The organism is Nocardia sp. NPDC004151, from assembly GCF_042874235.1.
Classification (GTDB): domain Bacteria; phylum Actinomycetota; class Actinomycetes; order Mycobacteriales; family Mycobacteriaceae; genus Nocardia.
Genome location: NZ_JBIAMR010000004.1, coordinates 161921 through 186760, shown reverse-complemented (window position 1 = coordinate 186760; position 24840 = coordinate 161921). Strand labels below are relative to the sequence as shown.

Below are 24840 nucleotides of genomic sequence, written 5' to 3'. Positions count from 1 at the left end.
TCCATTCGGTTCACTCACACTGATGAATCGGGGCGTTCGCCAGCCCCATTATCCGTACTGTCGGTGGTACCCGTTTCTCCGCCGGGAACCGGCCCCGAGCGCGATTCGCCGCCTGTTCGCGGTGAAATCGCCGCCAACCCGGACAGATCGGTACCCGTGTCATTGAGCCGCCACACATAGGGGGCGTTCGGGGTGTAGCGGACGACGCTGATCGACGCCGGTTCCACCACGATCCGCTGGAAGCCGTCGAGGTGAAGGCCGAACGCGTCGGCCAGCACCGACTTGATGACATCGCCGTGCGTGCACGCAATCCACAACACATCGCTACCATGCCGCTCGGCGAACTGCCGATCCCGTTCGCGCACAGCGGACACGGCACGGAACTGCACCTCCGCCAGCGACTCACCCGAGGGGAAGCGCGCCGCCGACGCCTGCCGCTGCACCACCTTCCACAACGGCTCGGTGACCAGGTCGGCCAGGGCCTTGCCCGTCCAGTCGCCGTAGTCGACCTCGAGCAGCCGCTCATCCGGGTCGGCCTCGAGGCCCAGCTTGTCGGCGAGGGGGGCGACGGTGCGCTGGCAGCGCAGCAGCGGCGAGCACACGATGTGCTCGATCGGCAGCGATCCCAGCCGCTCGACCAGGCTCGCGGCCTGCTCACGGCCACGGTCGGTCAGATCGACGCCGGCGCTGCGCCCGGCCAGGGTGCGGGCAATGTTCGACGTGGACACGCCGTGCCGCAACAGGATCACCGTCACCGGGACAGCCTACCGACTAGGTCGCCGACACGACGCCGGTCGCCAGCAGCGCGATCACCGTCAACCCCAGCACGATGCGGTAGCCCACGAACCAGTCCAGCGAATGGCGCGCCACGAACTTCAACAGCCACGCCACCGACGCGTAACCGACCGCGAACGACAGCACGGTGGCCACCAGCAGCTGCGGGCCCGACGCGTTGAGGCCCTCACCAGCGGGTTCGAAGGCATCGGGGAGGCTGAACAGGCCCGAGGCCAGCACCGCGGGGATGGCCAGCAGGAACGAGAACCGCACCGCCGCCTCACGAGTCAGACCGCAGAACAGGCCCGCCGAGCTCGTCGCGCCCGAACGCGACACGCCCGGGATGAGGGCCAGGCACTGGGCCAGGCCCATGATCAGGCCGTCGCGGGTGGTGAGCAGTTCGATCGGGCGGCGCGCCCGCCCGTAGGTCTTGCCCGAGTAGTACTCCGCCGCCGCGATCACCAGCGCGAACACGATCAGCATGATCGAGATCAGCCACAGATTCCGTGCGCCGGTACGGATCTGGTCCTTGAAGAGCAGGCCCAGCACCCCGATCGGGATGGTGGCGATGATCACATACCAGCCGATGCGGTAGTCCAGTTCGCGCTGGGTGTCGGGATCGGGGCCGTAGGTGAAGGAGCCGTCCTCGGTCAGTACCGGCAGCTGGGTGGTGGCGCGCTCGTGCAGCGGCACCGAATCGCGTTGGCGCCCAGCGACCTTCATCCACACCGTGGTGCACCAGGCCACCAGGATCCGCCAGATGTCCTTGGCGAAGTACACCAGCACCGCCGCCTCGGTGCCCAGCTGGGTGACCGCGGTGAACGACGCGCCCGCGTCATCGCCGAAGAACACCGCCGAGACGATCCGCAGATGCGCCGAGGAAGAGATCGGCAGAAATTCCGTCAGACCCTGCACCAGGCCCAGCACCAGTGCCTGCACCCACGTCATCGACTCGCCCACGCAGCCTCCAGTCCCGAATCATCAGCTCCCGGTGAGCATTTCGATGCCCCGGGCCGCCGGCGGCGCGGCGTTCGCGCCCCGCCGCAACGCTGCGACCCTACCGGGCGGCGATGGCGGGCCCGATACCCCCGGGTGGAATCGGGTTCCGGCTCGCACGCGCCGGAATTCGCCGCGCTCGGCGCGGGCCGTAGCCGGGCGCGGGCCGCCGGTGCGCCTAGGCTGACGCGTGTGACGAAAGGGCAAGCGCGGTGATGCAACAACGGACGGTCGGCCGCAGCGGACTGCGGGTGTCGAGGCTCGGGCTGGCCACCCACACCTGGGGCAGGGAGACCGACGCCGAGGACGCCGCGGCCCAGCTGCTGGCCTTCGTCGAAGCCGGCGGCAACCTCGTCGACACCTCCCCGGCCTACGGTGACGGCGCCGCCCAGCACATCCTCGGCGAGCTGATCGCCGAAGTCGGCCGCGAGGACCTGGTGCTGTCCGGAAGTGCCGGATACACACCGATACTCAGCGACGCCGCCGCCGACGCGCCCGCCGCGGTGCGCTGGACCGTGGACGCCTCCCGGCGCACCATGCGCCGCCAGCTCGATCACACCCTCACCCAGCTCGGCACCGACCACCTCGACCTGTGGACCGTCGCCGCCTGGGACCCGCACACCCCGCTCGAGGAGATCGCCGACACCCTGTCGTGGGCGGTGCGCTCGGGACGCGTGCGCTACGCGGGAGCACGCGGCTACGACGGCTGGCAGCTGGCCACCCTCGCCGCCGCCGCGCCGCTGACCGCCGCGAAGACCCCCTACTCGCTGCTGGCGCGCGGCGTGGAACACGAATTCGTGCCCGCCGCACAGCATCACGGCATCGGCGTCATCGCCACCGCGCCGCTGGCCGGGGGAATCCTCACCGGCAAATACCGCGACGGGGTGCCCGCCGATTCGCGCGGCGCCGACGAGTCGACCGCCGCCGAGATCACCGCGCATCTCGACGACCGGGCGGTGCGGGTGGTCGACGCGGTCGTCACCGCCGCCGACGGGCTGGGGACCTCGCCGCTGGCGGTGGCGCTGGCCTGGATCCGAGATCAGCCCGCGGTCGCCTCGATGCTGGTCGGAGCCCGCGATATCGGGCAGCTCACCGGCATCCTGGCCGCCGAGACCCTCGAACTTCCCCGCGCCATCGCCGCGGCCCTCGGAGACGTGAGCGCACGCACAGAATGAGCCAGGCTAGCCTTGCCTGCATGAGGTGTCTCGTGAATGCCCACACCGCCGCCCGCACGCTGGTGATCCTGCTGCTCGGTGTCGGTCTCGTCGCCGGGGTCACCGCCTGCGGCTCGGGCACCACGAGTACCGGCGGCCGCGGACCGGTCACCGCCGAGATCGGCGACCTCGACCCCGTCACGCTGGGTCCCGAACCGGTTGCCTCGCTGCCGGTCACCGTCACCTCCTTCGACGGCACCCCGGTCACCGTCACCGACACCTCCCGCATCATCGCCGCCGACCGCTACGGCACCCTCGCCCAGACCGTCGTCGCCCTCGGACTGCGCTCGAAACTGATCGGGCGCTCCAACTCCGCGGCGTTCCCCGCCGTGCGCGAGCTGCCGACCGTGTCCTCGGGCAGCGGCACCCTGAGCGTGGAAGCCGTTGCGGCACTGCGGCCCACGGTGTTCCTCACCGACACCACCACCGTCACCCCCGCCCTGCGCGACCAGCTGCGCGCCCTGGGCATCACCGTCGTCTACTTCGACACCGAACGCACCATCGCCGGAGTCGTCCCGCAGATCGAGGCCGTCGGCGCCGCGCTCGGCGTGCCCGACGCGGGCAAGGCGCTGGGGCAGCGCACCCGCGCCGAGATCGACGCCGCCATCGCCTCGGTGCCGCATCAGGACGCCAAACCCAAGATCGCGTTCCTGTACCTGCGCAGCGCCGCCATCACCATGATCGCCGGACCCGGCTCGGGCGCCGACTCGCTGATCACCGCCATCGGCGGCATCGACGCCGGAACCGCGTCGGGCATCACCAAGGACTTCCTGCCCATCACCAGCGAGGCCATGATCGCCGCCGCCCCCGACGCGCTGCTGCTGATGAGCGACGGTCTGGCGTCGGTCGGTGGGGTCGACGGCCTCGAGAAGGTCCCCGGCATCGCCCAGACCCCCGCCGGACGCGACCGGCGCGTCATCGACATGTCCGATGCCGTCCTGCTGTCCTTCGGCCCCAACACCGGCCGCGTGCTGTCGGCCCTCGTGAAGGCCGTCTACGGCCCCGCCGCCGCATGAGCGAGCGCCCCGGAGCGGCCGACAACCAAGGCCCCCACATGGATTCACCGAACAACACACCCGACGACCGCACCGCGGCGCGCAACGGCGCTGCCACCGCGCTCGGCCCCGGCGACTCACACGATGGTGCGGCCGACTCGGCACACGATGTGTCCGCCGACGCGGGCCATGACGGTCCCGCCGATCCGGAGCCCGACGGCCCGGCGCCCCGCGCCCAGGACGGCCCGGCCGAGCGCTCGACCGGCGGGACTGGCGGGCAGACACCGGCGGGTGCGGCGAAGACGCAGGCCGGGTCCGGCCACGAGGCAGCTCCCCCCGGCGAGGAGTCGGTGACCGCGGAGGAGCCGGCGACCACGGTCGCGGTGGTCCCGAGCGCTCGCCGCACGTGGTCGCGCAACACGGTGATCTTCGCCGGTGCGCTGGCCGCGCTGGTGGCGCTGGCGCTGATCTCGGCGGCCATCGGCCAGGTGCCGACCAGCCCCGCCGAGGTCGCGGGCGCGTTCCTGCACCGCATCGGCCTGGACTGGGGTCCCATGCCCGCCCACCCGGCCGGGTACGTGACCCTGTGGGAGGTGCGGTTCCCGCGCGTCGTGCTCGGCATGCTCGTCGGCGCGGCCCTGGCCACCGCGGGCGCCCTGTTGCAGGGCGTGTTCGCCAATCCGCTCGCCGAACCCGGCGTGATCGGCGTGTCCGCGGGCGCCGCGGTCGGTGCGGGCACCGTCATCGTGGCCGGGGGCGCGTTCGTGGCCGCCTGGTCGGTCGCGGCGGGCGCGTTCGCCGCCGGACTGGCCACGACACTGCTGGTGTATCTGCTGGCCCGCTCCAACGGCCGCACCGAAGTGGTGACCCTGGTGCTGACCGGTGTCGCCATCAACGCCTTCGCCGGTGGCCTGATCTCGTTCCTGCTGTTCTCCGCGTCGCCCGCGGCGCGCGACCAGATCGTGTTCTGGCAGATGGGCAGCCTCAACGGCGCCACCTGGCAGTCGGTGAACGTGGTGTGGCCGCTGACGCTGCTCGGGCTGGCCGCCGCGGTCTGGATGGCCCCACGCCTGGACCTGCTCGCCCTGGGCGAGTCCGCGGCCCGGCATCTGGGCGTGGACGTGGAACGGCTGAGGCGCAACGTGATCGTCGTGGTCGCGGTGCTGGCCACCGCCGGTGTCGCGTTCACCGGCATCATCTTGTTCGTCGGGTTGATCGTGCCGCACCTGGTGCGCATGCTGGTCGGGCCCGGCCACCGGGTGCTGATCCCGCTGTCGGCCATCGTCGGCGCGGTCGTGCTGGTGGCCGCCGACATCGGCGCGCGCGCCCTGGTCCACAACGCGGACCTGCCGCTGGGCATGATCACCTCACTGGTCGGCGGGCCGTTCTTCTTCTGGCTGCTGCGCCGCACCCGCTCACGATCGGGAGGCTGGGCATGAGCGGCCTACGCGAGCTCACAACGATCTTCGGGCGCACCCCCGCCCTGCCGGAGACACCCGAACCGGGTGCGGCGACCCTGCGCGCCCGCAAGGTCAGCGCCAAACGCGGCGACCGGACCGTGCTCGACGGCATCGATTTCGATGTCGTCGCCGGGCAGATCGTGGCTTTGGTCGGTCCGAACGGTGCGGGCAAGTCGACGCTGCTGGCCGCGCTGGCCGGGGAGCTCGAGTTGAGTGGCGGCAGCGTCGAACTCGACGGGCACGCCCTCACGCACTGGACGCATCTGGACATGGCCCGCCGCCGCGCGGTGCTGCCCCAGTCGCACACCGTCGGGTTCCCGTTCAGCGCCCGCGACGTCGTCGCCATGGGTCGTTCCCCGTGGGCGCGGACCGCGCGTCAGGAGGACGACCAGCGGGCCATCGCCGCGGCCATGGCGGCCACCGACGTCGAACGTTTCGCCGCGCGGCCGTTCCCGGCGCTGTCCGGCGGTGAACGCGCCCGCGTCGCCCTGGCCCGCGTGCTGGCCCAGGACACCGCGACGCTGCTGCTCGACGAACCCACCGCCGCACTCGATCTCGGTCATCAGGAACAGGTCCTGCGCCTGGCCCGCGACCGCGCCACCGCGGGCGCGGCGGTCGTGGTCGTGCTGCACGACCTCGGTGTCGCCGCGGCCTACGCCGACCGCGTCGCCGTGCTCGATGCCGGCCGCATCGCCGCCGACGGCCCGCCACGGCAGATCCTCACCGCCGAACTGCTCACCCGCGTCTACCAGCATCCGGTCGACGTCTTCGACCACCCGGTCACCGGCGCGCAGTTGGTGCTGCCCGTCCGGGGCTGAGCGCCCGAGGGCGGGGTCAGAGCTGCTGCTGACCCCACACCAGCCGCAGGACGCCGTTGGCCACCCAGATCGCGAAGAACACGATCCCGGCCACCGGGGTCCACGCCAGGCCCAGCAGCACCGCCGCCGCGCCGAACCACACGACTTCCAAAGCGATCCGCCGCCACCCGGTCTGCGGGAACCGTGCGTCCTTGGCCGCGCCGAACAGCGCCCACACCACGATGAACACCGCCGGGACCGCCAGCCCCGCCACGACGCGCACCGCCAGTGGCGCGGACACGGTGAACCCCCACCACGCGCCCGCGGCCAGCACCCCCAGTTCCAGCAGGAACATCAACAGCAGGTTCGCGCCCTTGAGCACGCTCATCGCCAGACCAACCTCAACACCGCAGGAGTCAACAGCATGCGAATCACGGTGGCGTCCAACACCAATGCCGCGATCATGCCGTAGGCAATGTATTTCATCAGCACCAGATCCGAGAACCCGAACGCACCGGTCACCACGATCAGGATCGCGGCCGCCGAGGTGATCACGCCACCGGTGTGGGCGATGCCGTAGCGGATCGCCTCGGGCGCATCCGCGCCGGAGGCGCGTGCCTCGGCCATGCGAGATTGCAGGAACACCTCGTAGTCGGTCGACAGGCCGAACAGCACCGTCACGATCAGCACCAGTACCGCGAACATCAGGGGGCCGGGGGTGAAGTCGAACAGTCGCGCCCCGTGCCCCTCGACGAAAATCCAGGTCAGCACGCCCAGCGTCGCGCCCAGGCTGAGCGCGCTCATCACCACCGCCTTGATCGCCAGCACCAGCGACCGGAACGCCGCGTACATCAACGCGATCGCCGCGGCGACCAGGATCAGCACCAGCAGCGGCAGGCCCTTGATCAACCCCTGGATGCTGTCGCGTTCCAGCGCGGGCACGCCCGCCACCATCACCACGACCCCGTCCGGTGCCGGGATCGAGCGCAGTGCCGCGATCACCGAGTCGGCGTCGCGTTTGTCGGACAGGCCGCTGGCCAGCACCGTCACCTGATCCTTGGTCGGCGCGGCCGGATCGAACGGACCCGTCATCCGCGGACCGACCAGCTGGTTGGCCTCGTAGCGGAGATCGGAGAGCTGCTGCGCATTCGCGCCCACCACCACCAGTTTCAGCGGCTCGGTGCGGAAATGCGGGAACAGCCGGTCGAAGTCCTGCTGCGCCACCCGCGCCGGATTGTCCGCGGCCAGATACCGCTCACTCAACCCACCGAACTCGATACTGCGGAACGGCAGGATCAACGCCAGCAGCATCAACACCACCGGCACGATCACCAGCCACGGCTTGCGCATCGCGAAAACCGCCAGCCGCGAGAAGAATCCGCGATCGATCTGCTCGGCGGTGCGGATACTGGCCAGCCGATGCCAGCCCCACAGATCGATGCGCGGCCCCACGATCGACAACACCGCCGGCAACGCCGTCACCGACAGCACCGCCGCCAGGAGCACCGAGGAGATACCGCCCAACGGCACCGACCGCAGCACCCCGTTCGGGTAGATGAACAACGCCCCCAGGCTCACCGCGATGATCGCCGCCGAGAACAACACCGTGCGCCCGGCCGTGGCGATGGTCCGCGCGGTGGCCTCCTCCACGCTGCGTCCCGCCGCCAGCTCCTCGCGGAACCGGGTCACCGCGAACAGCCCGTAGTCGATGGCCAGGCCCAGGCTCACCAGCGTCACCACCGCCGAGGCGAACACATTGACCTGCAGATGGTTGGTGAGCAGCCGCATGATGCCCTGGCTGCCCAGGATCGTCATGCCGCCGATCAGCACCGGCAGCAGCGCCCCCACCACGCCGCCGAACACGAAATACAGCAGGATCGCCACCAGTGGCAGCGCGATCAGCTCCGCACGCTCGATATCGCGCTGCATGCCGGTGTTGATGCCCTCCACCACCGGCTGCAGCCCGGCCAGTTGCACCGTGGTGCCGCCCGGCCCGGAACCGGTTGTCCCGGCCTGGAATTCGTTCTTGATGGCCAGATAGTTGTCGACGGTGTCGGTGCCGCCGTCACCGCGCAACCCGATACTGGCGAAGGCGTGGGTGCGGGAGGCGTCGGCGAACTGTCCCATCAGCGCGCCGTCCCAATACGAATCGATCTTGAGGATGCGGTCGGCGTGCTCGGTACGCAACCGCGTCAACTCCGCCGCCACCGCCGACCGCACCGGCTCGTCGTCGACGGTCATCCCCGCCGGGGCGGTGTAGATCGCGATCAGGTCGGCGTCGGTGTCGCGGCCGAAGGTGGAGTCGGCCAGCTTCGACGCCGCCACCGACTGACTGGATTCGTCGAACCAGCCCTCCTGGGTCAGATGATCGCCCAGGTCGCGCCCATAGAACCCGGACACCAGCACGGCCAGGCCGAACACGGCGAACACCAGGAACCGGAAGCGGTGGATCAGACGCCCCCACCGCAGGGATCCGGCCTCGAGCATCAGCCGCAGGCCGCGGTCTTGTAGTCGGCCGACCGCAGGATCCCGCACAGATCCGTGCGCGAGATCTTCCAGTGCCCGTCCTTGGCCACGAAATGCACGACCGTGGTGCGCACGTTCGTGCCGGTGCCGTCCTTGTCCAGGCTCAGCGTCGCGGTCAGGGTGCCGTCATGGTTGTCGAACACCGGGTCCTTGACCCCGTACACCGCGCGCGGATTGTCGGCCAGCGCCTTGTACATGTCGGGGATCGCGTCCTTGAACGCCTCGCCGTCCTCGATCAGCGCGGTGCGCTCGCTGTCGGGCAGGTTCGGGTCCAGCGCCCGCTTGATCTGCGAGTCCAGCTCCGCGGCGCTCGGGATCCCGGGCCGGTTGGCGCTGCTCTGCGCGGCGGCGGCCTGCGAGGACGAACTCAACGCCGCATACGCCGAAGAGCGGGCCTGGGCGACCTTCGATTCGTCGTCGGAGCCGCCGCACGCGGCGAGCGATGCGCCCAGCACGGTCAGCAGCAGCGCGGTGGCGGCCGGTCGTCGAAGTCGCATCAACATCCTCGGGAGTTCGAACTGCGGTTGTGTGCCGCTAGTTTGGCACGCCCCGCGCCCGGAAGTGATCTCTGTGTCACAGACAGCGCCGCCCGTGGACGTCAGCGTCCCTCGATCACCGCGCCCAACCGGCCCAGCAGTGCGCGCACCGTGGTCGCCTCGCGCGGCTGGGCCGCCGGGACCGGTACGGCCTGCGGGATCAGGTCGCGCACCAGGGCCACCACGCTGCGTTCGTCGTCGAGATCGATGTCGGTGACCGGGGCCACCGCGATCGCCTCGACGTCCTCCGGGGCCGGGACCGCGGTGGTCACGCCGGGGCGGTAGATCTCCACGGTGAGGGTGGATCGATGGGTTCGGAAGGCGAAGGACCGCCCGTCCCCGGTGACGCCGAAGCCGTGCGCGTAGCGCCCGACGGTCACGTCCTCGACGGTGAACCCCGCGCTCTGGTCGGCAACCAACAGATCTCCCTGATACAGACCGCTTTTGCACTCCACGGTAACCGCATGCCCCGACACCGCCACCGAAACCCCATGTCACATCATGCAAGTCGGCGCCGGATGCGTGCGCGAGATCGGCACGCGGACCCCCGGTCACACGGCTGGAACCCGGGACATGGTCAGATTAGAGAGCACGCATGATTTCGTCGGTCAGTTCGGTCAGTAAGGAGTTCGCTGCATGCGCCGTCGCGGCTGGATCGGTTCAGTCCTCGCGGGTGTGACCGTGGTGACCCTGCTGACCGGATGTTCGGACCAGCCGGACAACGCGAACAACGCCACCCGCGACCCGGCCACCCCGGCCGCCGCGCCCACCGCCACCCCGGCCCCCGTCGGGCAGGTGACCGCGAGCGCGCCCATCGCGCTGCTGCTCGACGAACCGGCCACCGGCATCCTGGCCGCGGTAGTGGACTCCGGCACCACCGTGAACCTGATCGACAAGGGCGTCACCCGCCCGGTCACCCTGCCCGGCAAAGCCGCCGCCCTCGTCGCGGGCAAGCCCGGCGAGGTGCTGATCGCGGTGCCCAACAAGATCGTTCGCGTCGACGTCGCCAGCGGCGCGCTCACCACCGTCGCCGTCGACGGCGACCTGCACTCGGTGGGCCTGCGCGCCGACGGGTCGCTGGTGGCGGGGCTGGCCGACGGCCGGGTGCTGCTGCTCGACGCGGACGGCACTGTGCGCCACACCATTACGGGCCTGTCGGCCGCCGACGCGATCGACACCGGCGACGGCTCGGTGGTCGTGGTGGACCGCCGCCAGTCCGCGATCGTGGAGCTCGACCTCGACGCCCACAAGCTCGGCCTGGCGCTGCGCGCCGGTGACGGGGTGACCAACATGATCGGCGACCACTTCGGCCGACGCCTGGTCACCGACACCGCCGGAGCCGAACTGCTGGTCTACACCACCGATCCTTTGGTCCTGCACCAGCGTTTCCCGGTAGGCTCTTCGCCCTACGCGCTCGCCTACGATCAGCGGTCGGAGACCGTGTGGGTGACGCTGACAGGCAGCAACGAAGTCGTCGGCTACGAGCTGTCGACGGGTATACCGGTAGAGGTGGGGCGTTACCCGACGGTGCGCCAGCCCAACTCGGCGACCGTCGATGCCCGCACCGGTGACCTGTTCGTGGGATCCGCGACCGGCGACGGTCTGCAGCGGATCGGCGCGGACCAGCGGAAGAGAGGGCAGTGATGGCTCGGGCCTCACGATCGGCGCACCAATCGCGCACATTACCCGAAGGCTGGGAGGAATCCAGCGACGAATGGGAGTACGTGCCCCTGCGGCTGCCACCCGGCATCACCAGGGTCACCGCCACCATGCGACTGTCCATTCACGCCGAATTCGGTGGCTGGGAACTCTCGCGGGTGCGCGCCTACACCGACGGCAGCCGCCGCGTGTTACTGCGCCGCCGCAAGACCACTCCCCTGCTATCCCCGACACCCGAGGCGGTGATGTAACCCCCTATGTATGAGCGCCTGTACGCCCTGCTGCTGAAGCTGATGTTCCTGCTCCCGCCGGAACGCATCCACCATCTGGCCTTCGCCGCGATGAAGCTGGCGACCCGGTTCACCCCGGGCCGCGCCCTCACCGGCAAGGTCCTGGTGGCCGACGATCCGATCCTGCGCACCCGCGTGTTCGGCGTGGACTTCCCCGCGCCGCTGGGTCTGGCCGCCGGCTTCGACAAGAACGCCGACGGCGTCGACGCGTGGGGCCCGCTCGGTTTCGGCTACGCCGAGATCGGCACCGTCACCGCTCAGGCCCAGCCCGGCAATCCCGCGCCGCGGCTGTTCCGCCTGCCCGCGGACCGGGCGCTCATCAACCGCATGGGGTTCAACAACTTCGGCGCCGCCGCCGCGGCCGAGCATCTCGCGCACCGGCTGCCCGGCGGCGTCCCCATCGGCGCCAATATCGGCAAGACCAAGGTCGTCGAACCCGAGGACGCCGCCACCGATTACGCGATCTCGGCGAAACTGCTGGGCCCGCTGGCCGACTTCATGGTCGTCAACGTCAGCTCCCCCAACACCCCCGGCCTGCGTGACCTGCAGGCCGTCGCCTCGCTGCGCCCGATTCTGCAGGCCGTGCTCGACTCGGTGTCGGTCCCGGTGCTGGTCAAGATCGCCCCCGACCTGTCCGACGACGACATCGACGCCGTCGCCGACCTCGCCGTCGAACTCGGTCTGGCGGGCATCGTGGCCACCAACACCACCATCCGCCGCGACGGCCTGGCCACCCCCGCCGCCACCGTCGAACCCATCGGCGCCGGCGGCCTGTCCGGCCCCCCGGTCGCCGACCGCTCCCTCGAGGTGCTGCGCCGCCTCTACACCCGCGTCGGCGACAAACTGGTCCTCATCTCCGTCGGCGGCATCGAAACCCCCGACCAGGCCTGGGCCCGCATCCTCGCCGGCGCCTCGCTGCTGCAGGGCTACACCGGCTTCATCTACGGCGGACCGCTGTGGGCCAAGCACATTCACCGCGGCCTGGCCGCCAAACTCCGCGAACACGGCTACGCCAACCTCTCCGAAGCCGTCGGCGCCGAACACCGCGCCCGCGCCTGACCCGTTCGCGGGCAACACCTTTCGATTCGCCCGGAAGACCGCACGGCCGGTTGGTCGTGCGGTCAGCCCCACAGATGCCGGGAGACCGGTCTGTGGTGCACTCTCGACCTGATCGGCATTCCCGGTGGGGCCCCCGTCGACGCCGCCCCGTGCGCGGCGGTGCCCCAGCCCCACAGCATCGCCGCCGGCGACTCGGGCTCCTCGTCGAGCAGCTCGCGGTGCAGACGTTCGGCCAATCGCTGTGCCAGCAGAATCACCGCGCGCTCGACCCCGATCCCCAGCCGGGTGGCCAGATCGGCGGCCCACCGGTGCGCGGCCTCGTCGTAGACGACCTCCGGATCGGAGAGCACCTCGTCGAGTTCCATCCCCGCCCGGGCCTGATCGTGGGTGAGGTGCTGTGCCGGAAGCCAACTCAACCGCCACACCACCTCACCGCGGCGGTACTCGCGCAGCGCGTACTCGGGGCTGATGTCACTGGTCATCGCCCGCGTCGTGATATCGATCGTCATCAGGACCTCCCAAGGCCATCGGCGCACGCCACGGGATCTCCGTGCGTCCACCGTCTTCGGCCCGCCGCGACCGGTCGCCGCGCGGGCCCTGCCATCCCCTCATCGACTCTGCCCCACCCCTCGGATCGGATCGGTCGGTAGGTCAAGCCGTCCGGCGCCGCAGCAGCAGAAACACCGCCTGCTCCAACGGAATCCCCACTTCGCCCGCCGCGGCGACCATCCGCCCCTGCGCGGCCTCCGCGCGCGGAGACGGGTCGACGGCCACCACCTCGGCCGGCACCATCGCCGCCAGCGCCTGCGCACAGGTCAGCAATCGATCCGGCATCCAGCTGCACCGCCACGCCAGCGTCCAGCGGCCGGCCGCCCGCACCGCGCTCTCATCGGTCAGATCGCTGGTCATCGTCCAGTCGTCGGTGGTGTAGATGGTCATGACTCTCCCCGTTCCCTGCGACGCTCGCGCAAGACGATGCGGGCATCCTCGACATCGATGCCCAGGGCGGCGCCGAGGGCGCACGCGCGTGTCCAGGCCGGGCCGCTGCCACTGGGTTCGCGCCGCAGGAGCTCGGTCAGCTCCATGGCCGCCAGCGCTTCCTCCCGCGTCAGCAGCGGCGACTGCCGCCAGCTGAGCCGCCAGGCCGGTTCGGGGTGGCGGGGCAGCCGTTCGGCGCACTCGCCGGTGACGCTGCTGGTGATCGAGCTGGCGCTCGGGTAGATCATGATGGCCTCCGATGAGACGAGGAGGCGTCACCGCCGGATCGAATGTGACGCGGAGCTGGGCCGAGGCGACGTGGACGGGCGAATTCGCCTATCGCAGCGCGATGTTCGCCCCGAGATCGGTATCCGCCGCACCACACGCGCGGGGCGCGCGCCGCTGGATCCGCCGGATCGTGAGTAGTCCGGTCATCGGGAACCTCCCGGTACATCTGGTCGGGCGGCGCTCATTTGCCAATTCCAGGATGGCATTTGGCACTTCCGAATCGCAGTTTGACGCTGTCACAATTGGATTGCCGTTTCCGCCGACGTTCAAACGTGGACGGTCTTATGGTTGGGGCGAATGATGATGCAGCCGAACCTGGGAAGCAGTGGCGCCGACACGGCCGCGCAGGACAACGACGTGCGCGCCGTGCGTGACACCCTGCTGCAACTGCGCAAGCGCTGGGCCATGGGCGGCGACCGCGACCGCTCGGTCGACCTCGGCGCGTTGCTCGGCCTGGTCATCGTCCGCAGGGTCGCTCACCTCACCGGCCGCGACCCGAAAGCGGCGCTCCCCGAAGCGTTGCGCTACATCGCGGGCACCCTCGACCCGGCCGACCGCCTGATCGTCGACGCGGAACTGAACCTGTCCATGCTGGCCGATCAGCTGCCGGCATCGATCGCCGAAGAGCTCTACGGCCCCGAGCTGGGGCAGCGACGAGACAGTCTCGCGCTGCACTGGGTGACGCTGCACGAACATCTGGGCGTGCCGGTCGCTCAGGTGCCGCGCAATAATCGCGCCTTGCGTGGCCGGCGGGAGGAGGACGCGTTCACCGCGCTGGCACGGGTGCTCACCCTCGAGTCCGTTGCCGCCGACGGCCTTCCCTGTGCGACGACACGGCCGAGCGCCGTGGTGATCGGCGACGCCGCGTGGGACCGCATCTGTACCGTCGATGTCCTGCCGCGGGCCGGGGACTCGCTGTACGGGGAATTCTCCGAGCACGCCGGAGGTAAAGGACTGAACCGGGCAGTCGCTCTGGCCAGGCTCGGAGTGGACGCGCGTCTGTTCGCGGCCGTCGGCGACGACGACAAGGCCGGGCTGATCGTCGACTATCTCCGCGCGCGCGGTGTGGACACCAGTCTGCTGCGTGCGCGGCGCGGGCCCACCCCGACCGCGGCGGTGACCGTTGCCCGCGACGGCGGGAACTACTCGGTGGCGGGCAAGGACGACCGGATCCGCTTCGACGCCAGGGATATCGCCGACATCCCGATCACGCGTGCGCTCGTCCACGCCGATGCCGTGCTGCTGACCTTCGAGCAGAACGTCGAGGTGCTCGCGGCGGTAGCGGACGCGATCGCCGACCGGGAGTCGCGGCCGTGGCTGTTCGTCAGCGCCACGCCGCCGCCGAAACGATTCCCCGCTCAGTTGCCCGGCTATCTCCGGACGGTCGACTACCTGATCGCCTCGGTCGGTGAACTGGCCGCGCTGCGCCCAGGGGCCGAAACCGCCGATATCGCAGCGCAATTGGTGACGCACGGGGTCGGGTCGGTCGTGGTCCTGCACGGCGAAAGCTGCGCGATGTACTCGGCCGGGGACCCGGCTGCGGAGCCGGTGTGGGCCGACATCCAGACCGACCGGCCGGGAGCGCCCGGAGCTTCGTCGGCGTTCGCTTCTGCGTTCATCGCCCGATTGATGACCCAACCCCGGCCCGCCGACCCCGACCACCGCCGGCAGGCCGGGCACGCCAACCTGGTGTGGGCCGCCGCGGCGATTCCCGCGCGTGCCAGCAAGGAGACGAGCATCCCCGACTCCATGCCCACCCGCGAGGCGATCGACGCGACCCTGGACGCGTTCTAGAGGTCGGGCGACCACGGTGGGTCGGCGGTCGGAATCCAGTGCCCGTGGCGGCGTTTGGCCTGCTGGTAGTCGGCTTCCCGGCGAGTCCGCGGCGCGGTGCGCAGCGGGATGACGGTGGCGTGGATCTCGGCGTCGCGCACGGCCTGCAGTTTGTGCGGATTATTGGTCATCAACCGCACCCGGGTCAGCCCGAGAGCGACCAGCGCCTGTGCGGCGTGGGTGTAGTCGCGCTTGTCCTCGCTGTACCCCAACGTCCGATAGCTGTCGTAGGTGTCGAGGCGGTTGCGCTCGCTGATCTCGTAGCCGCGAGCCTTCGCCAGCAGCCCGTACCCGCGGCCTTCCTGTTCGAGGTAGACCAGGATGCCCGATCCGGCGGCCTGGATCAGGTCGAGGGAGCGTTCGAGTTGGGGTCCGCAGTCGCAGTCCTGGAACGACAGCGATTCACCGTAGAGGCACTGCGAGTGGATGCGGACCAGGCAGTCGTCGTCGATGGATCCGAAGGCCAGAATGTGCCCGGTTTCCGCGTCGGTGGGCAGGTCGGTGACCCGGACGCGGAGCTCTTGGCCCTTGCGGGAGATCCAGTGGCTGGCGTGGTCGAGGCTGGCCCATATCGCTTGTCGGCTAACGTCTTTCGCCGGCCGAGAACCCATCAGTGAATGGTATGTCCCGATGCCGTCCTGATTGTCCGGATCGCTGAACAGGGCATAACGGCGCGCGCTGGAATCGGTGGCCGATGATTCTCTCCGGATACGCTCGGTGATCGCCGGGAAAGGGTAGGCTTCGGCACCGTCTGCGTGTGCCGCCTGGCAACTCTGCAGCAACGGTCGGATCGCTGCCGCTGCGCACCTTCCTGACCGGCGGTTACCACACACTAACGGACACTGTCGGGCGGCGGATCGCGGCCCGCGGGGATACGAGGCGGTCACGTGAGCGTTGCGGACGAGTCGATTGCTGTTGCGGATCTGGTGAATTCACAGAAACTCGCCTGCACCAGTCATCTTCTCACCCGCAAGGGTGCCGAGATCCGCGTGCGGGTCCACTCGATACCGGGACGCGACGGCGGCCAGGCCCTCATCTTCGGCGATATCGACCGCCTCCGGGCCCCGCTGGTGCGCATCCACTCCCGCTGCCTCTACGGCGACGCCCTGCACTCCGACGACTGCGACTGCGGCCCCGAACTCGACCAGGCCATGGACATGATCCAGCGCGCCGACGCCGGCGTGCTGCTCTACCTCGAACAGGAAGGCCGCGGCGCGGGCCTCGAAGTGAAAGCGAAAGGCCTGCGCGTCACACAAACCGAGGGACGCAACACCTTCGACGCCTATCGGGCCCTCGGCTTCGAGCCCGACTCTCGCGAGTTCGACACCGCCGCCCGCTTCCTCACCGAACAGCTCGGCCTGCACGCGGTCAGCCTGCTGACCAACAACCCCGACAAGGTGCACGCCCTGCAACGAGGCGACATCACCGTCACCCCGGTGCCCCTGATCACCGAACCCCGCAGCCACTGGGCGCGGGAGTACATGGAAGCCAAGCGAATCCACCGCGGGCATCGCCTGCCGCCCTACTCGTTCCGCCGAATCGGCCGGAGGATCGAACAAACCTGCTTCGCCCTCGGCGTGGTGGCCACCACCGCCGCGATCTACTGGGCCCCACGCGAACTCGCGGTCCTCGCCTTCATGGCATTGGCCGCGACCGCCGTAACCTGGCACCCCGCCCGCACCTCGGTGCGCCTCCGTCTGCGGGCCTGGCGTCGTCAACTCGCCCAACGCCCGCGGCACCCCACCCCCGCCGGCTGAACCGTCGCCGAGGCTCAATTGACAATTCCGGCCACCCCGCTGACCGCTGTTGCACGCGACACAGTCGCGAAAGTCTGGTTACGATGAGTGAGCCGCGCCACAGGTGACGCGTGGCCATCGCGTGACGGGTTGGTCGTGGTCTCGGACTTCGAAGGTTCGCGCGGGTGGACGCGCGGGTGGACGGCGAAGCGAGAGGCTATCGGGAAAAGGGCATATGACGACTGACATCGGGTACGCGCACGCATCGGGCAAGACCGTCCACACGATTCCGGAGGCGTTCCAGGAAACCTTGACGCTGCGGCCGGGGCAGGTGGCATTGCGGACCGTGGGGGGCACACGGCAATTCACCTGGCGCGAGTACGGCGAGCGGGTGCGCGCGATCGCCGGCGGGCTGGCGGCGCTCGGGGTAGGGCGCGGGGACGCGGTGGGCATCATGCTCACCAACCGGCCCGAGTTCAATCTGGTCGACACCGCGGCGCTGCACCTGGGCGCGACGCCGTTCTCGATCTACAACACCAGCTCCCCCGAACAGATCGCGCACCTGTTCACCAATGCCGAGAACCGCGTGGTCATCACCGAACCCGCGTTCCTGGACGTGGTCCGCGGCGCCGGCGTGGAGATGGAACACATTGTGCTGGTCGAGGGTTCGGCCGCGGGCACACTGACGCTGGCCGAGGTGGAGGCCGCCCCGCAACCCGACTTCGATTTCGACGCCGCCTGGCGGGCCGTGCAGCCCGACGACGTGGCGACGCTGATCTACACCTCCGGCACCACCGGCCCGTCCAAGGGCGTGGAGCTGACCCACCGCAATGTGGTCGCCCAGATCGTGGGCCTGGTCGATGGCCCGCTGACCGTCGGCCTCGACGACCGCTCGGTGTCCTACCTGCCCGCCGCCCATGTGGCCGACCGGATCTCGGGACACTGCGCCAACCTGTTCACCGGCGTCCAGATGACGTGCGTGCCCGACCCGCGCGAAATCGCCGCCGCCCTGCCCGACGCCCGCCCGACCGCGTTCTTCGGCGTGCCGCGCGTGTGGCAGAAGATCAAGGCCGGTATCGACGCCAAGCTGGCCACCGAGGCCAGCCCGGTGAAGAAGGCCCTCGCGAACTGGGCGCTGGGCGTCGGCGCACAGGCCGCGCGCGCCGATCTGGCCGGCACCGGCCGCGGCGCCCTGCTGGATGTGCAGCACAAGCTGGCCGACGCGCTGGTGCTGTCGAAGCTGCGCCACGCCCTGGGCTTCGACGAGCTGCGCGTGGCCGCCTCCGGCGCGGCCGCCATCCCGCCGGAGACCCTGGAATACCTGCTGGGCCTGGGCTTCACGGTGACCGAGGTGTGGGGCATGTCCGAGACCAGCGGTGTCGGCACCTACACCCCGCTGGCCAAGCCGAAGCCGGGCACCGTCGGCATCCCGCTGCGCGGGGTCGAGGTGCGCCTGGCCGAGGACGGGGAGCTGCTGCTGCGCGGCGGCATCGTCACCCACGGCTACCGCAAGATGCCCGACAAGACCGCCGAGGCCATCGACGCCGACGGCTGGCTGCACACCGGCGACGTAGCCACCATCGACGGCGAGGGCTACATCTCCATCGTCGACCGCAAGAAGGAACTCATCATCACCGAGGCGGGTAAGAACCTGTCTCCCACCAATATCGAGAACACCGTGAAGGCGGCGTCCTCGCTGGTCGGTCAGGTGGTGGCGATCGGCGATGCCAAGCCCTACATCTCCGCGCTGATCGTGCTCGACCCCGATATCGCGGTGGTGCGGGCCAAGGCGCTGGGCATGCCCGACGCCGACCTGAAAACCCTTGCCGCGCACCCGGAGATCATCACCGAGATCAAGGCCGCTATCTCGGCCGCCAACGCCAAGCTGAACCGGGTCGAGTCGATCAAGCGGTTCACCATCCTGGATCTGGGCTGGGAGCCGGGTGGTGACGAACTCACCCCGACCCTCAAGCTCAAGCGCAACCCGATCGCGGCCAAGTACGCCACCGAGATCGCCGCGCTGTACCTGACCCCCGCACCCGAGGGCGTCATCAACCTGAGCTGATCCCGGGGCGCTGCACCCCCGGAATCGATGTGGGCCCGGACGTGATGTCCGGGCCCACAGCCGTTCTCAGCCCCGCACCGCCACTGTCAACCGCGCACGGCCACCCGGGTGACGCGTGCGAGCCGATCGCTCATCGCCTCGGCCACCCGGCCCATGCGGGTATGACTGTGCTCGGCGGTGTCGTACTCCACCTGCACCGTCAACCGCCCGCCGACGGTGAAGATCGTCATCTTCGGCGGCATGCCCGCCGCCATCGCGAACACCTCGTCGCGCACGAACTCCAGCCCGGCGGGCATCGGATGGGCGGGCAGCCGGCCCATATTCGACAAGGCGATCGCCGGCGGCTGCGACAGCATCGCGGCCACGTGCGGCGCGAGCGGGCGCTGCGCGGCGCGCAGGAACAACGCCGGGAACCGGCTCTCGCGCAGGACCCGCATGCCGGCGTCGACGACCGCGCCCACCGCCAGCGGATCGGCGTCGCGATCCACCAGCGCCGGTGTCCCCGCGCCCGAGGCGCAGTTGAGGACCGTCGACACCGGCACCTGTGGCGACAGATCGGGCCGCAGATCCGCGGCATGCCCGCACATCAACGGAATCGGCCCGGCCCCCGCGAGTTCCCCGCGCACCGCCGCCAGCGCCGCCCCGGCCAGCACACTGTTGACCGAGATCCCCCGCCCCCGAGCCACGTCGACCAGTTCCGCGGTCTGGCCCGGCGACAACTCGATGCGCCGCAACGCCAATCGCCCACCGGCATCCCCGACCCCGTCCCCGTCGTGCGGCATCGTGCGCGGCGCATCCGCCGGTGCGGCCGCGGCGATCTCCTGCCCGAGGTGCGCCAGGAACCCGTCCACCTCCGCCTCGCCGACCACCGCGGCCAGCAGGTCGTCGACCCCGCCGATCAGCGCGTCGTCCGAATCATGCAGCGGCAGTTCGACACCCGCCGCGTGACCGGCATAGCGCCGCCACATCTCCTCGAGCAGCGCGAATGCCGAACGCCCGTCACTGATCCCGTGATGGATGACCAGTACGATCCGGCTCTCGCGGACCCCGCGCAGCAGCACCGCCCGGAACAGTCCCGCCTCCCAGTCCTGCGGACTGTTCACCAGCTCCCAGTACTCGTCCACGCCGCCCTCACGCACGGTCAGCGTCGGTGTCACCGGATCCCCGGCCACGAACCGCGCGACCCCGTCGACGGTGACCACGCGACTGCGCAGCAGCACATGCCCGGCGGCGAGCTCGCCCAGCACCCGTCTGAGGATGCGTTCGTCGACCCCGCCGCGCACGGCCGAGCCGATGAACAGCGGCATCCCGCCGACGGGCACGCTGCCCAGCCGGGCGTCCGCGGCGAAATATCCGAATTCGAAGGGAGACAACGGTCGTGCGGTCATATCGGACTCGTCTTCCGTGCGATGGGTTCGTGCCACCACCGACCATACACACGTTTCATACAAACGTTCAAAACAAATGTTTTAAACACGCGTTACAAACAACCGTTCACCCCGCTGTTAGGCTGACCCGCGTGGGAACCCGAGAAGACCTGCTGGCCGCCGCCAAGCACTGCCTGGCCGAACGCGGCTACGCCCGCACCACCGTGCGCGACATCGTCGCCGCGTCCGGGGCCAACCTGGCCGCCATCAACTACCACTTCGGCACCCGCGACAGGCTGCTCAACCAGGCCATGCTCGAGGCGACCGCGGCGGCGGTATCGCACATCCTCGACTCCCTGCCCGCCGACGACGCCGGAGATCCCACCGCGCGCCTGAACACCTTCTGGCAGCGGCTGATCGACTCCTTCACCAGCGACCGGGTGATCTGGGCCGCCAATGTCGAATCCATGGCCCAGGCCATGCACTCCCCCGGCCTGCGCGCGGAAATCGGTGCCGCGCAGGAACAAGCGCGTGCGGGCCTGTCACAGGACCTGGGCGGCGGCGACCCCGCGGTCGGCGCGGTGCTGCAAACCCTCATCGCGGGCCTGCTGGTCCAGTACCTGATCGACCCCGAGCACGCGCCCGCGGCGCAGGACCTCGCGGCGGGACTGCGCGGTCTGGCCGAGCAGTCGGCCGCCGATTAGCGCTCGATCACGACCCGGTCGTCGATCGTCCGTCCTCGGCCGGGGTCCTCGATCGCGGCGCGGCCGGGACGCCCGCCGGCCGGGACGCCCCGGGACATGACTGTGGCCCCGAGCGAATCGCCCAGGGCCACAGTCGGTTCGGCGTGAACGACTACTTCTGCTCGTGCGTTCCGATCAGGGTGGCGCGCCCGATCGCGTTCATGAACAAGTTGAACCCCAGGTAGGCGGGCGAGGCGTTCTCATCGACCTCGAGCCGCTCCACCCCGACCGCGTGCACCACGACGAAATAGCGGTGCGGACCGTGTCCGGCGGGCGGGAACGCACCCGTGTACTCGTGCAGGCCCGCGTCGTTGCGCAGGTGCAGAGCCCCGGCGGGCAGCGAGCCGCCCTTGCTCGCCTGCCCCGTCTCGAGGCTGGTGGTGGTGACCGGCACATTGGCCAGCACCCAGTGCCAGAATCCGGAGGCCGTCGGCGCGTCCGGGTCGTACATGGTGACGGTGAAACTCTTGGTCTCGGCGGGGAATCCGGACCAGCTCAGCTGCGGGGAGATGTCGGATCCACCCGCACCGGCCAGCGCGCTGACCTGATCCAGCGCCAGCGGCTTGCCCTCACTGATATCGGTGGAGGTCAGGGTGAATTCCGGCAGCTGCGGCAGCGCGGCGTACGGGTCGTACGAATAGTCGGGCACGAGCAGTCCTTTCGAATCGTCAGCTGTGCAACAGGAAGTGTTCCAGCACGCGGGCGCCGAATTCGAGCGACTCCACCGGAACCCGCTCGTCGACCCCGTGGAACAGCGCCGAGAAATCCAGTTCGGGCGGCAGCCGCAGCGGCGCGAACCCGAAGCAGCGAATCCCGAGCTTGGCGAACGCTTTCGCGTCGGTGCCGCCCGAGAGCATGTAGGGCACGGTGCGCCCGGCCGGATCGTGGGCCAGGATGGCGTCGTTCATGGCGTCGACCAGATGCCCGTCGAAGGTGGTCTCGTAGGAGTCGAGCTTGGTGATCCACTCCCGTTCCACATCCGGGCCGATGAGCGCGTCCACCTCCCGCTCGAACTCGGCCTGACGCCCCGGCACCACCCGGCAGTCGACGACGGCCTCGGCGGTCTGGGGAATCACATTGGCCTTGTACCCGGCGCGCAGCATGGTCGGATTGGCGGTGTCGCGCAGCGTCGCGCCGATGATCCGCGAGATGGTGCCCAGCTTGGCCAGCTGATCCTCGATACCCGGTGCGGCGGGATCGAATTCGAGCCCCGACTCCTCCGACACCGCGGCCAGGAACTCGGCCACCGAATCCGACACCACCAGCGGGAAGGTGTGGGTGCCCAACCGGGCCACCGCCTGCGCCAGGATCGTCACCGCGTTGTCGTCGTGCAGGAACGAGCCGTGCCCGGCGCGCGCCTTGGCGCGCAGCCGCATCCAGCCCAGCCCCTTCTCCGCGGTCTCGACCAGGTACAACCGCCGCTCACCGCCGTCGGGCCGCGGCACGGTCAGCGAGAACCCGCCGACCTCCCCGACCGCCTCGGTGACGCCCTCGAACAGGTCGGGCCGGTTCTCGACCAGCCACTGGCAGCCCCAGCGGCCGCCGTTCTCCTCGTCGGCCACGAACGCCCACACGATGTCGCGCGGCGGTACCGTGCCCTCGATCTTGAACTGGCGGGCCACGGCCAGCATCATGCCGACCATGTCCTTCATGTCGATGGCCCCGCGCCCCCACACGTAGCCGTCGCGGACCGCGCCGGAGAACGGGTGCACACTCCAGTCGGCGGCCTCGGCGGGCACCACGTCCAGGTGCCCGTGCATCATCAGCGCACCGCGCGAGGAGTCCGCGCCCTTCAGGCGCGCGAACACATTGCCGCGCCCCGGCGCGCCGGACTCGACGTACTCGGTCTCGTACCCGGCGGCCTCGAGTTGCTCGGCCACCCACTGCGCGCATTCACGCTCGCCCTTGGTGGTCTCCAGTTCGCCGGTATTGGAGGTATCGAACTGGATCAGCCTGCTGACCAGGTTCACCACTTCCGACACGGCACGGGGGGTGTGGGTTTCGGCGGTTTCGGGCACGTCACTTTCCTACCACCTTCGCGCGCCCGGGTGTCGGCCCGCCGCCCTCGGCACCGCGGCGCGCCGCAGGTCGGGCCGCCACGGACGGTTGAAATCAGTGATCGCGCAAGGATTCCCGGGTCAGCGCAACACCCGGATGGTGGTGGTGAGGGTGGCGAGCGTCGACTCCAGGCGCTGGTCGGCGATGCGGCGTTCGAGAACGTCGAGGTCCAGCCGGGTCGCGGTGGCCCACAGTTCCCCGATGCGCGACTGCACATCGACATCGGTGGCGGCCAGCACCCACAGCAGCGGCGGCCACAACCGTGCGGCCTGGGCCAGGGCGGGCAGGGTGAGCAGGGTGGCCGCGTCGAGGCGGGCCAGCCGCATCCCGGCGCGGCGGCGCACCTCGTCGGGGGTGCGCGCCAGCGGTTCCAGCAGCCCGCGCCACACCCCGACATCGCTGCTGCCGTCGACGGCGTCGACGAGCGCGTCGGCGATCTCGGGTAGCACCGGATTCAGCGCCAGCCGGGTCAGCGCATGCGGGCTGAGCCTGCCCACGAAACGCAGCATGTCCTCGGTGGCGTCGGCGGCGATGAAGGTGGTCAGCAGATCGGCCACCGCGGAGGGCGGGGCCACCTCGAAGAGGATGTCGCCGACCGCGGCGATCACATCGGGCGCACAACGCGCGAACACCGACAGCGCCTCGAGCCGTAACTCCTTGGAGCCGTTGATGACCGTGCCCAGCATCCGCGGCAGCCGCCGGCCCTCGCCGGTGAGCAGCCGGCGCATCACCGCGCTGATCGCTTCGGAGGAGTAGGCGTAGGCGGCCGAGCGGATCAGGCCCTCGTCATCGGGCACGCCCTGCTCGACCGCGCTGATCAATTCCGGTGTCGCGTAGGCCAGGAACGGTCCGGCGGTGATGTAGTCGCGGCGCGCGAGCAGTTCGTTGAGAATCGCCACCACCGGGGCGGGCGGGGCGTCGTCGGTGAGCTGGCCGACAGTCCGTGGATCCAGGTACGGGCCGCAGTCCGCGGCATAGCCGACATCCAGGCGCAGCAGGGCCTCGACCGCCTTGGCCGGATACTTCACGCCGATCGCCCCGGCGGCGCGGCCGGTCATCGACGGCGGCACCAGCCGCTGCACGATGGGCAGCGAGATCGCCAGCGGAATGATCGGGACCAGCGTGGCCATGCGCTCGAAGACCGGGGTGTGCTGGTCGAAAAGGTTGGCCGCCATGCGCTGCTGGAGTTCGTGCAGCCGGTGCGGGCCGAGGTGTTCGAGGTGGGCGAGCCGTTCCACCGGCACGTGCAGGGTCCGGGCCAGCAGGACGAGCTGGGCTCGCGTCACCAGGTCGGTCATAATCGCGGCCGCTCCGTGTCCGCCTGGCAACCCGCGAATTCGACTGTGGCGGACATGTTTTCCCCGTTTCCTCGAGCGCGTGGACCCGGCTTCCCGATGTCGAGGGCCCATCATAGAGGTGACTACCCGGCAAAAAGTGCAAAAAGTGCAGAGTCCCTGTACGACGTT

25 protein-coding genes are annotated in these 24840 nt (G+C 70.1%); 11 read left to right on the top strand and 14 right to left on the bottom strand.

From position 1 onward, the window contains the following. Positions 1–14: 14 nt before the first annotated feature. Both ACFYTS_RS11655 and ACFYTS_RS11650 read right to left on the bottom strand, forming a co-directional pair. Positions 15–755, bottom strand: coding sequence for a histidine phosphatase family protein (locus ACFYTS_RS11655; RefSeq protein ID WP_387303208.1), 741 nt, complete (start codon positions 753–755; stop codon positions 15–17). Positions 756–771: 16 nt separating this feature from the next. Continuing rightward, positions 772–1722, bottom strand: coding sequence for an undecaprenyl-diphosphate phosphatase (locus ACFYTS_RS11650; RefSeq protein ID WP_357276260.1), 951 nt, complete (start codon positions 1720–1722; stop codon positions 772–774). A 263-nt stretch (positions 1723–1985) separates the two neighbouring features. Here ACFYTS_RS11650 and ACFYTS_RS11645 point away from each other — a divergent pair, with 263 nt between their 5' ends. The 4 genes from ACFYTS_RS11645 (at position 1986) to ACFYTS_RS11630 (ending at position 6257) form a co-directional block, all read left to right on the top strand. Continuing rightward, complete coding sequence (locus ACFYTS_RS11645; RefSeq protein WP_357277124.1) at positions 1986–2945, top strand: aldo/keto reductase; 960 nt, start codon at positions 1986–1988, stop codon at positions 2943–2945. Between the two features lie 20 nt (positions 2946–2965). After that, entirely contained in the window at positions 2966–4000 is a 1035-nt protein-coding gene (locus tag ACFYTS_RS11640; RefSeq protein ID WP_387303205.1) for a hemin ABC transporter substrate-binding protein, read from the top strand. A gap of 362 nt (positions 4001–4362) precedes the next feature. Next, on the top strand, positions 4363–5418 hold the full coding sequence (locus tag ACFYTS_RS11635) for a FecCD family ABC transporter permease (RefSeq protein ID WP_387303799.1): 1056 nt from the start codon (positions 4363–4365) through the stop codon (positions 5416–5418). Further along, a complete protein-coding gene (locus ACFYTS_RS11630; RefSeq protein ID WP_387303202.1) occupies positions 5415–6257 on the top strand; it encodes a heme ABC transporter ATP-binding protein in 843 nt (280 codons plus the stop codon). Before ACFYTS_RS11635 ends, ACFYTS_RS11630 begins: the two co-directional genes overlap by 4 nt. Before the next feature lie 16 nt (positions 6258–6273). On the opposite strand, the gene ACFYTS_RS11625 is transcribed toward ACFYTS_RS11630, so the two are convergent. The 4 genes from ACFYTS_RS11625 to ACFYTS_RS11610 all read right to left on the bottom strand — a co-directional run bounded on the left by ACFYTS_RS11625 (position 6274) and on the right by ACFYTS_RS11610 (position 9717). Further along, a complete protein-coding gene (locus ACFYTS_RS11625; protein ID WP_387303199.1) occupies positions 6274–6624 on the bottom strand; it encodes a YrdB family protein in 351 nt (116 codons plus the stop codon). Beyond that, positions 6621–8771 carry an MMPL family transporter gene (locus ACFYTS_RS11620; protein WP_357276269.1) on the bottom strand — a complete coding sequence of 717 codons (2151 nt, stop codon included), beginning with the start codon at positions 8769–8771 and terminating at the stop codon, positions 6621–6623. The genes ACFYTS_RS11625 and ACFYTS_RS11620 overlap by 4 nt, the downstream gene beginning before the upstream one ends. Further along, positions 8723–9259, bottom strand: coding sequence for a hypothetical protein (locus tag ACFYTS_RS11615; RefSeq protein WP_379099780.1), 537 nt, complete (start codon positions 9257–9259; stop codon positions 8723–8725). The genes ACFYTS_RS11620 and ACFYTS_RS11615 overlap by 49 nt, the downstream gene beginning before the upstream one ends. Before the next feature lie 101 nt (positions 9260–9360). Further along, entirely contained in the window at positions 9361–9717 is a 357-nt protein-coding gene (locus ACFYTS_RS11610) for a hypothetical protein (RefSeq protein ID WP_357098536.1), read from the bottom strand. A gap of 217 nt (positions 9718–9934) precedes the next feature. Between ACFYTS_RS11610 and ACFYTS_RS11605 the strand changes: the two genes are divergently transcribed. Genes ACFYTS_RS11605 through ACFYTS_RS11595 form a run of 3 tightly spaced genes read left to right on the top strand, consistent with a single transcriptional unit; the run spans position 9935 to position 12306 of the window. Next, the gene (locus ACFYTS_RS11605; RefSeq protein WP_387303196.1) at positions 9935–10942 is read left to right on the top strand and encodes a YncE family protein; all 1008 of its coding nucleotides are present in this window, start codon (positions 9935–9937) and stop codon (positions 10940–10942) included. Next, positions 10942–11208, top strand: coding sequence for a DUF5703 family protein (locus tag ACFYTS_RS11600; RefSeq protein WP_213555396.1), 267 nt, complete (start codon positions 10942–10944; stop codon positions 11206–11208). The genes ACFYTS_RS11605 and ACFYTS_RS11600 overlap by 1 nt, the downstream gene beginning before the upstream one ends. An 18-nt stretch (positions 11209–11226) precedes the next feature. Further along, entirely contained in the window at positions 11227–12306 is a 1080-nt protein-coding gene (locus ACFYTS_RS11595; RefSeq protein WP_357277128.1) for a quinone-dependent dihydroorotate dehydrogenase, read from the top strand. Positions 12307–12368: 62 nt separating this feature from the next. Here the strand turns inward: ACFYTS_RS11595 and ACFYTS_RS11590 are convergent, their stop codons facing one another. From ACFYTS_RS11590 to ACFYTS_RS11580, 3 genes are all read right to left on the bottom strand, one after another. After that, a complete protein-coding gene (locus ACFYTS_RS11590) occupies positions 12369–12815 on the bottom strand; it encodes a hypothetical protein (protein WP_387303194.1) in 447 nt (148 codons plus the stop codon). A gap of 142 nt (positions 12816–12957) precedes the next feature. Further along, positions 12958–13245: a hypothetical protein gene (locus ACFYTS_RS11585; protein WP_387303192.1), complete on the bottom strand. Its 288-nt coding sequence runs from the start codon at positions 13243–13245 to the stop codon at positions 12958–12960. Further along, positions 13242–13532 carry a hypothetical protein gene (locus ACFYTS_RS11580; protein WP_387303190.1) on the bottom strand — a complete coding sequence of 97 codons (291 nt, stop codon included), beginning with the start codon at positions 13530–13532 and terminating at the stop codon, positions 13242–13244. The genes ACFYTS_RS11585 and ACFYTS_RS11580 overlap by 4 nt, the downstream gene beginning before the upstream one ends. Before the next feature lie 337 nt (positions 13533–13869). Here ACFYTS_RS11580 and ACFYTS_RS11575 point away from each other — a divergent pair, with 337 nt between their 5' ends. After that, positions 13870–15366: a carbohydrate kinase family protein gene (locus ACFYTS_RS11575; protein WP_387303188.1), complete on the top strand. Its 1497-nt coding sequence runs from the start codon at positions 13870–13872 to the stop codon at positions 15364–15366. Here the strand turns inward: ACFYTS_RS11575 and ribA are convergent. After that, positions 15363–16016, bottom strand: a complete 654-nt coding sequence (gene ribA / locus ACFYTS_RS11570; protein WP_387303186.1) for a GTP cyclohydrolase II RibA — start codon at positions 16014–16016, stop codon at positions 15363–15365. The two genes, ACFYTS_RS11575 and ribA, sit on opposite strands and share 4 nt — an antisense overlap. Before the next feature lie 276 nt (positions 16017–16292). Between ribA and ACFYTS_RS11565 the strand changes: the two genes are divergently transcribed. Together ACFYTS_RS11565 and ACFYTS_RS11560 are read left to right on the top strand one after the other, a co-directional pair. After that, a complete protein-coding gene (locus tag ACFYTS_RS11565; protein ID WP_387303184.1) occupies positions 16293–17162 on the top strand; it encodes a GTP cyclohydrolase II in 870 nt (289 codons plus the stop codon). A 214-nt stretch (positions 17163–17376) separates the two neighbouring features. Then, positions 17377–19206 carry an AMP-dependent synthetase/ligase gene (locus ACFYTS_RS11560; RefSeq protein ID WP_387303182.1) on the top strand — a complete coding sequence of 610 codons (1830 nt, stop codon included), beginning with the start codon at positions 17377–17379 and terminating at the stop codon, positions 19204–19206. A gap of 86 nt (positions 19207–19292) precedes the next feature. Here ACFYTS_RS11560 and ACFYTS_RS11555 read toward each other — a convergent pair whose 3' ends face one another. Then, positions 19293–20594: a hypothetical protein gene (locus ACFYTS_RS11555; RefSeq protein WP_387303180.1), complete on the bottom strand. Its 1302-nt coding sequence runs from the start codon at positions 20592–20594 to the stop codon at positions 19293–19295. 131 nt (positions 20595–20725) lie between these two features. Between ACFYTS_RS11555 and ACFYTS_RS11550 the strand changes: the two genes are divergently transcribed. Next, the gene (locus ACFYTS_RS11550) at positions 20726–21277 is read left to right on the top strand and encodes a TetR/AcrR family transcriptional regulator (RefSeq protein WP_357276294.1); all 552 of its coding nucleotides are present in this window, start codon (positions 20726–20728) and stop codon (positions 21275–21277) included. Positions 21278–21428: 151 nt separating this feature from the next. On the opposite strand, the gene ACFYTS_RS11545 is transcribed toward ACFYTS_RS11550, so the two are convergent. From ACFYTS_RS11545 to ACFYTS_RS11535, 3 genes are all read right to left on the bottom strand, one after another. After that, positions 21429–21965 (bottom strand): YbhB/YbcL family Raf kinase inhibitor-like protein, encoded by a 537-nt coding sequence (locus ACFYTS_RS11545; protein WP_387303178.1) that lies wholly within the window; start codon positions 21963–21965, stop codon positions 21429–21431. Between the two features lie 19 nt (positions 21966–21984). Further along, positions 21985–23334: a M20/M25/M40 family metallo-hydrolase gene (locus tag ACFYTS_RS11540; RefSeq protein WP_357276299.1), complete on the bottom strand. Its 1350-nt coding sequence runs from the start codon at positions 23332–23334 to the stop codon at positions 21985–21987. 120 nt (positions 23335–23454) lie between these two features. Beyond that, a complete protein-coding gene (locus ACFYTS_RS11535) occupies positions 23455–24672 on the bottom strand; it encodes a hypothetical protein (RefSeq protein ID WP_387303176.1) in 1218 nt (405 codons plus the stop codon). Between the last annotated feature and the right edge of the window lie 168 nt (positions 24673–24840).

What these genes read in the sequence shown, in the direction of transcription:
- ACFYTS_RS11650 (WP_357276260.1), bottom strand. Translation starts at nt 1,722, where the DNA reads ATGACGTGGGTGCAGGCACTGGTGCTGGGCCTGGTGCAGGGTCTGACG.
- ACFYTS_RS11645 (WP_357277124.1), top strand. Translation starts at nt 1,986, where the DNA reads ATGCAACAACGGACGGTCGGCCGCAGCGGACTGCGGGTGTCGAGGCTC.
- ACFYTS_RS11640 (WP_387303205.1), top strand. Translation starts at nt 2,966, where the DNA reads ATGAGGTGTCTCGTGAATGCCCACACCGCCGCCCGCACGCTGGTGATC.
- ACFYTS_RS11630 (WP_387303202.1), top strand. Translation starts at nt 5,415, where the DNA reads ATGAGCGGCCTACGCGAGCTCACAACGATCTTCGGGCGCACCCCCGCC.
- ACFYTS_RS11625 (WP_387303199.1), bottom strand. Translation starts at nt 6,624, where the DNA reads ATGAGCGTGCTCAAGGGCGCGAACCTGCTGTTGATGTTCCTGCTGGAA.
- ACFYTS_RS11615 (WP_379099780.1), bottom strand. Translation starts at nt 9,259, where the DNA reads ATGCGACTTCGACGACCGGCCGCCACCGCGCTGCTGCTGACCGTGCTG.
- ACFYTS_RS11605 (WP_387303196.1), top strand. Translation starts at nt 9,935, where the DNA reads ATGCGCCGTCGCGGCTGGATCGGTTCAGTCCTCGCGGGTGTGACCGTG.
- ACFYTS_RS11600 (WP_213555396.1), top strand. Translation starts at nt 10,942, where the DNA reads ATGGCTCGGGCCTCACGATCGGCGCACCAATCGCGCACATTACCCGAA.
- ACFYTS_RS11590 (WP_387303194.1), bottom strand. Translation starts at nt 12,815, where the DNA reads ATGACGATCGATATCACGACGCGGGCGATGACCAGTGACATCAGCCCC.
- ACFYTS_RS11585 (WP_387303192.1), bottom strand. Translation starts at nt 13,245, where the DNA reads ATGACCATCTACACCACCGACGACTGGACGATGACCAGCGATCTGACC.
- ACFYTS_RS11580 (WP_387303190.1), bottom strand. Translation starts at nt 13,532, where the DNA reads ATGATCTACCCGAGCGCCAGCTCGATCACCAGCAGCGTCACCGGCGAG.
- ACFYTS_RS11575 (WP_387303188.1), top strand. Translation starts at nt 13,870, where the DNA reads ATGATGATGCAGCCGAACCTGGGAAGCAGTGGCGCCGACACGGCCGCG.
- ribA (WP_387303186.1), bottom strand. Translation starts at nt 16,016, where the DNA reads ATGGGTTCTCGGCCGGCGAAAGACGTTAGCCGACAAGCGATATGGGCC.
- ACFYTS_RS11560 (WP_387303182.1), top strand. Translation starts at nt 17,377, where the DNA reads ATGACGACTGACATCGGGTACGCGCACGCATCGGGCAAGACCGTCCAC.
- ACFYTS_RS11555 (WP_387303180.1), bottom strand. Translation starts at nt 20,594, where the DNA reads ATGACCGCACGACCGTTGTCTCCCTTCGAATTCGGATATTTCGCCGCG.
- ACFYTS_RS11535 (WP_387303176.1), bottom strand. Translation starts at nt 24,672, where the DNA reads ATGACCGACCTGGTGACGCGAGCCCAGCTCGTCCTGCTGGCCCGGACC.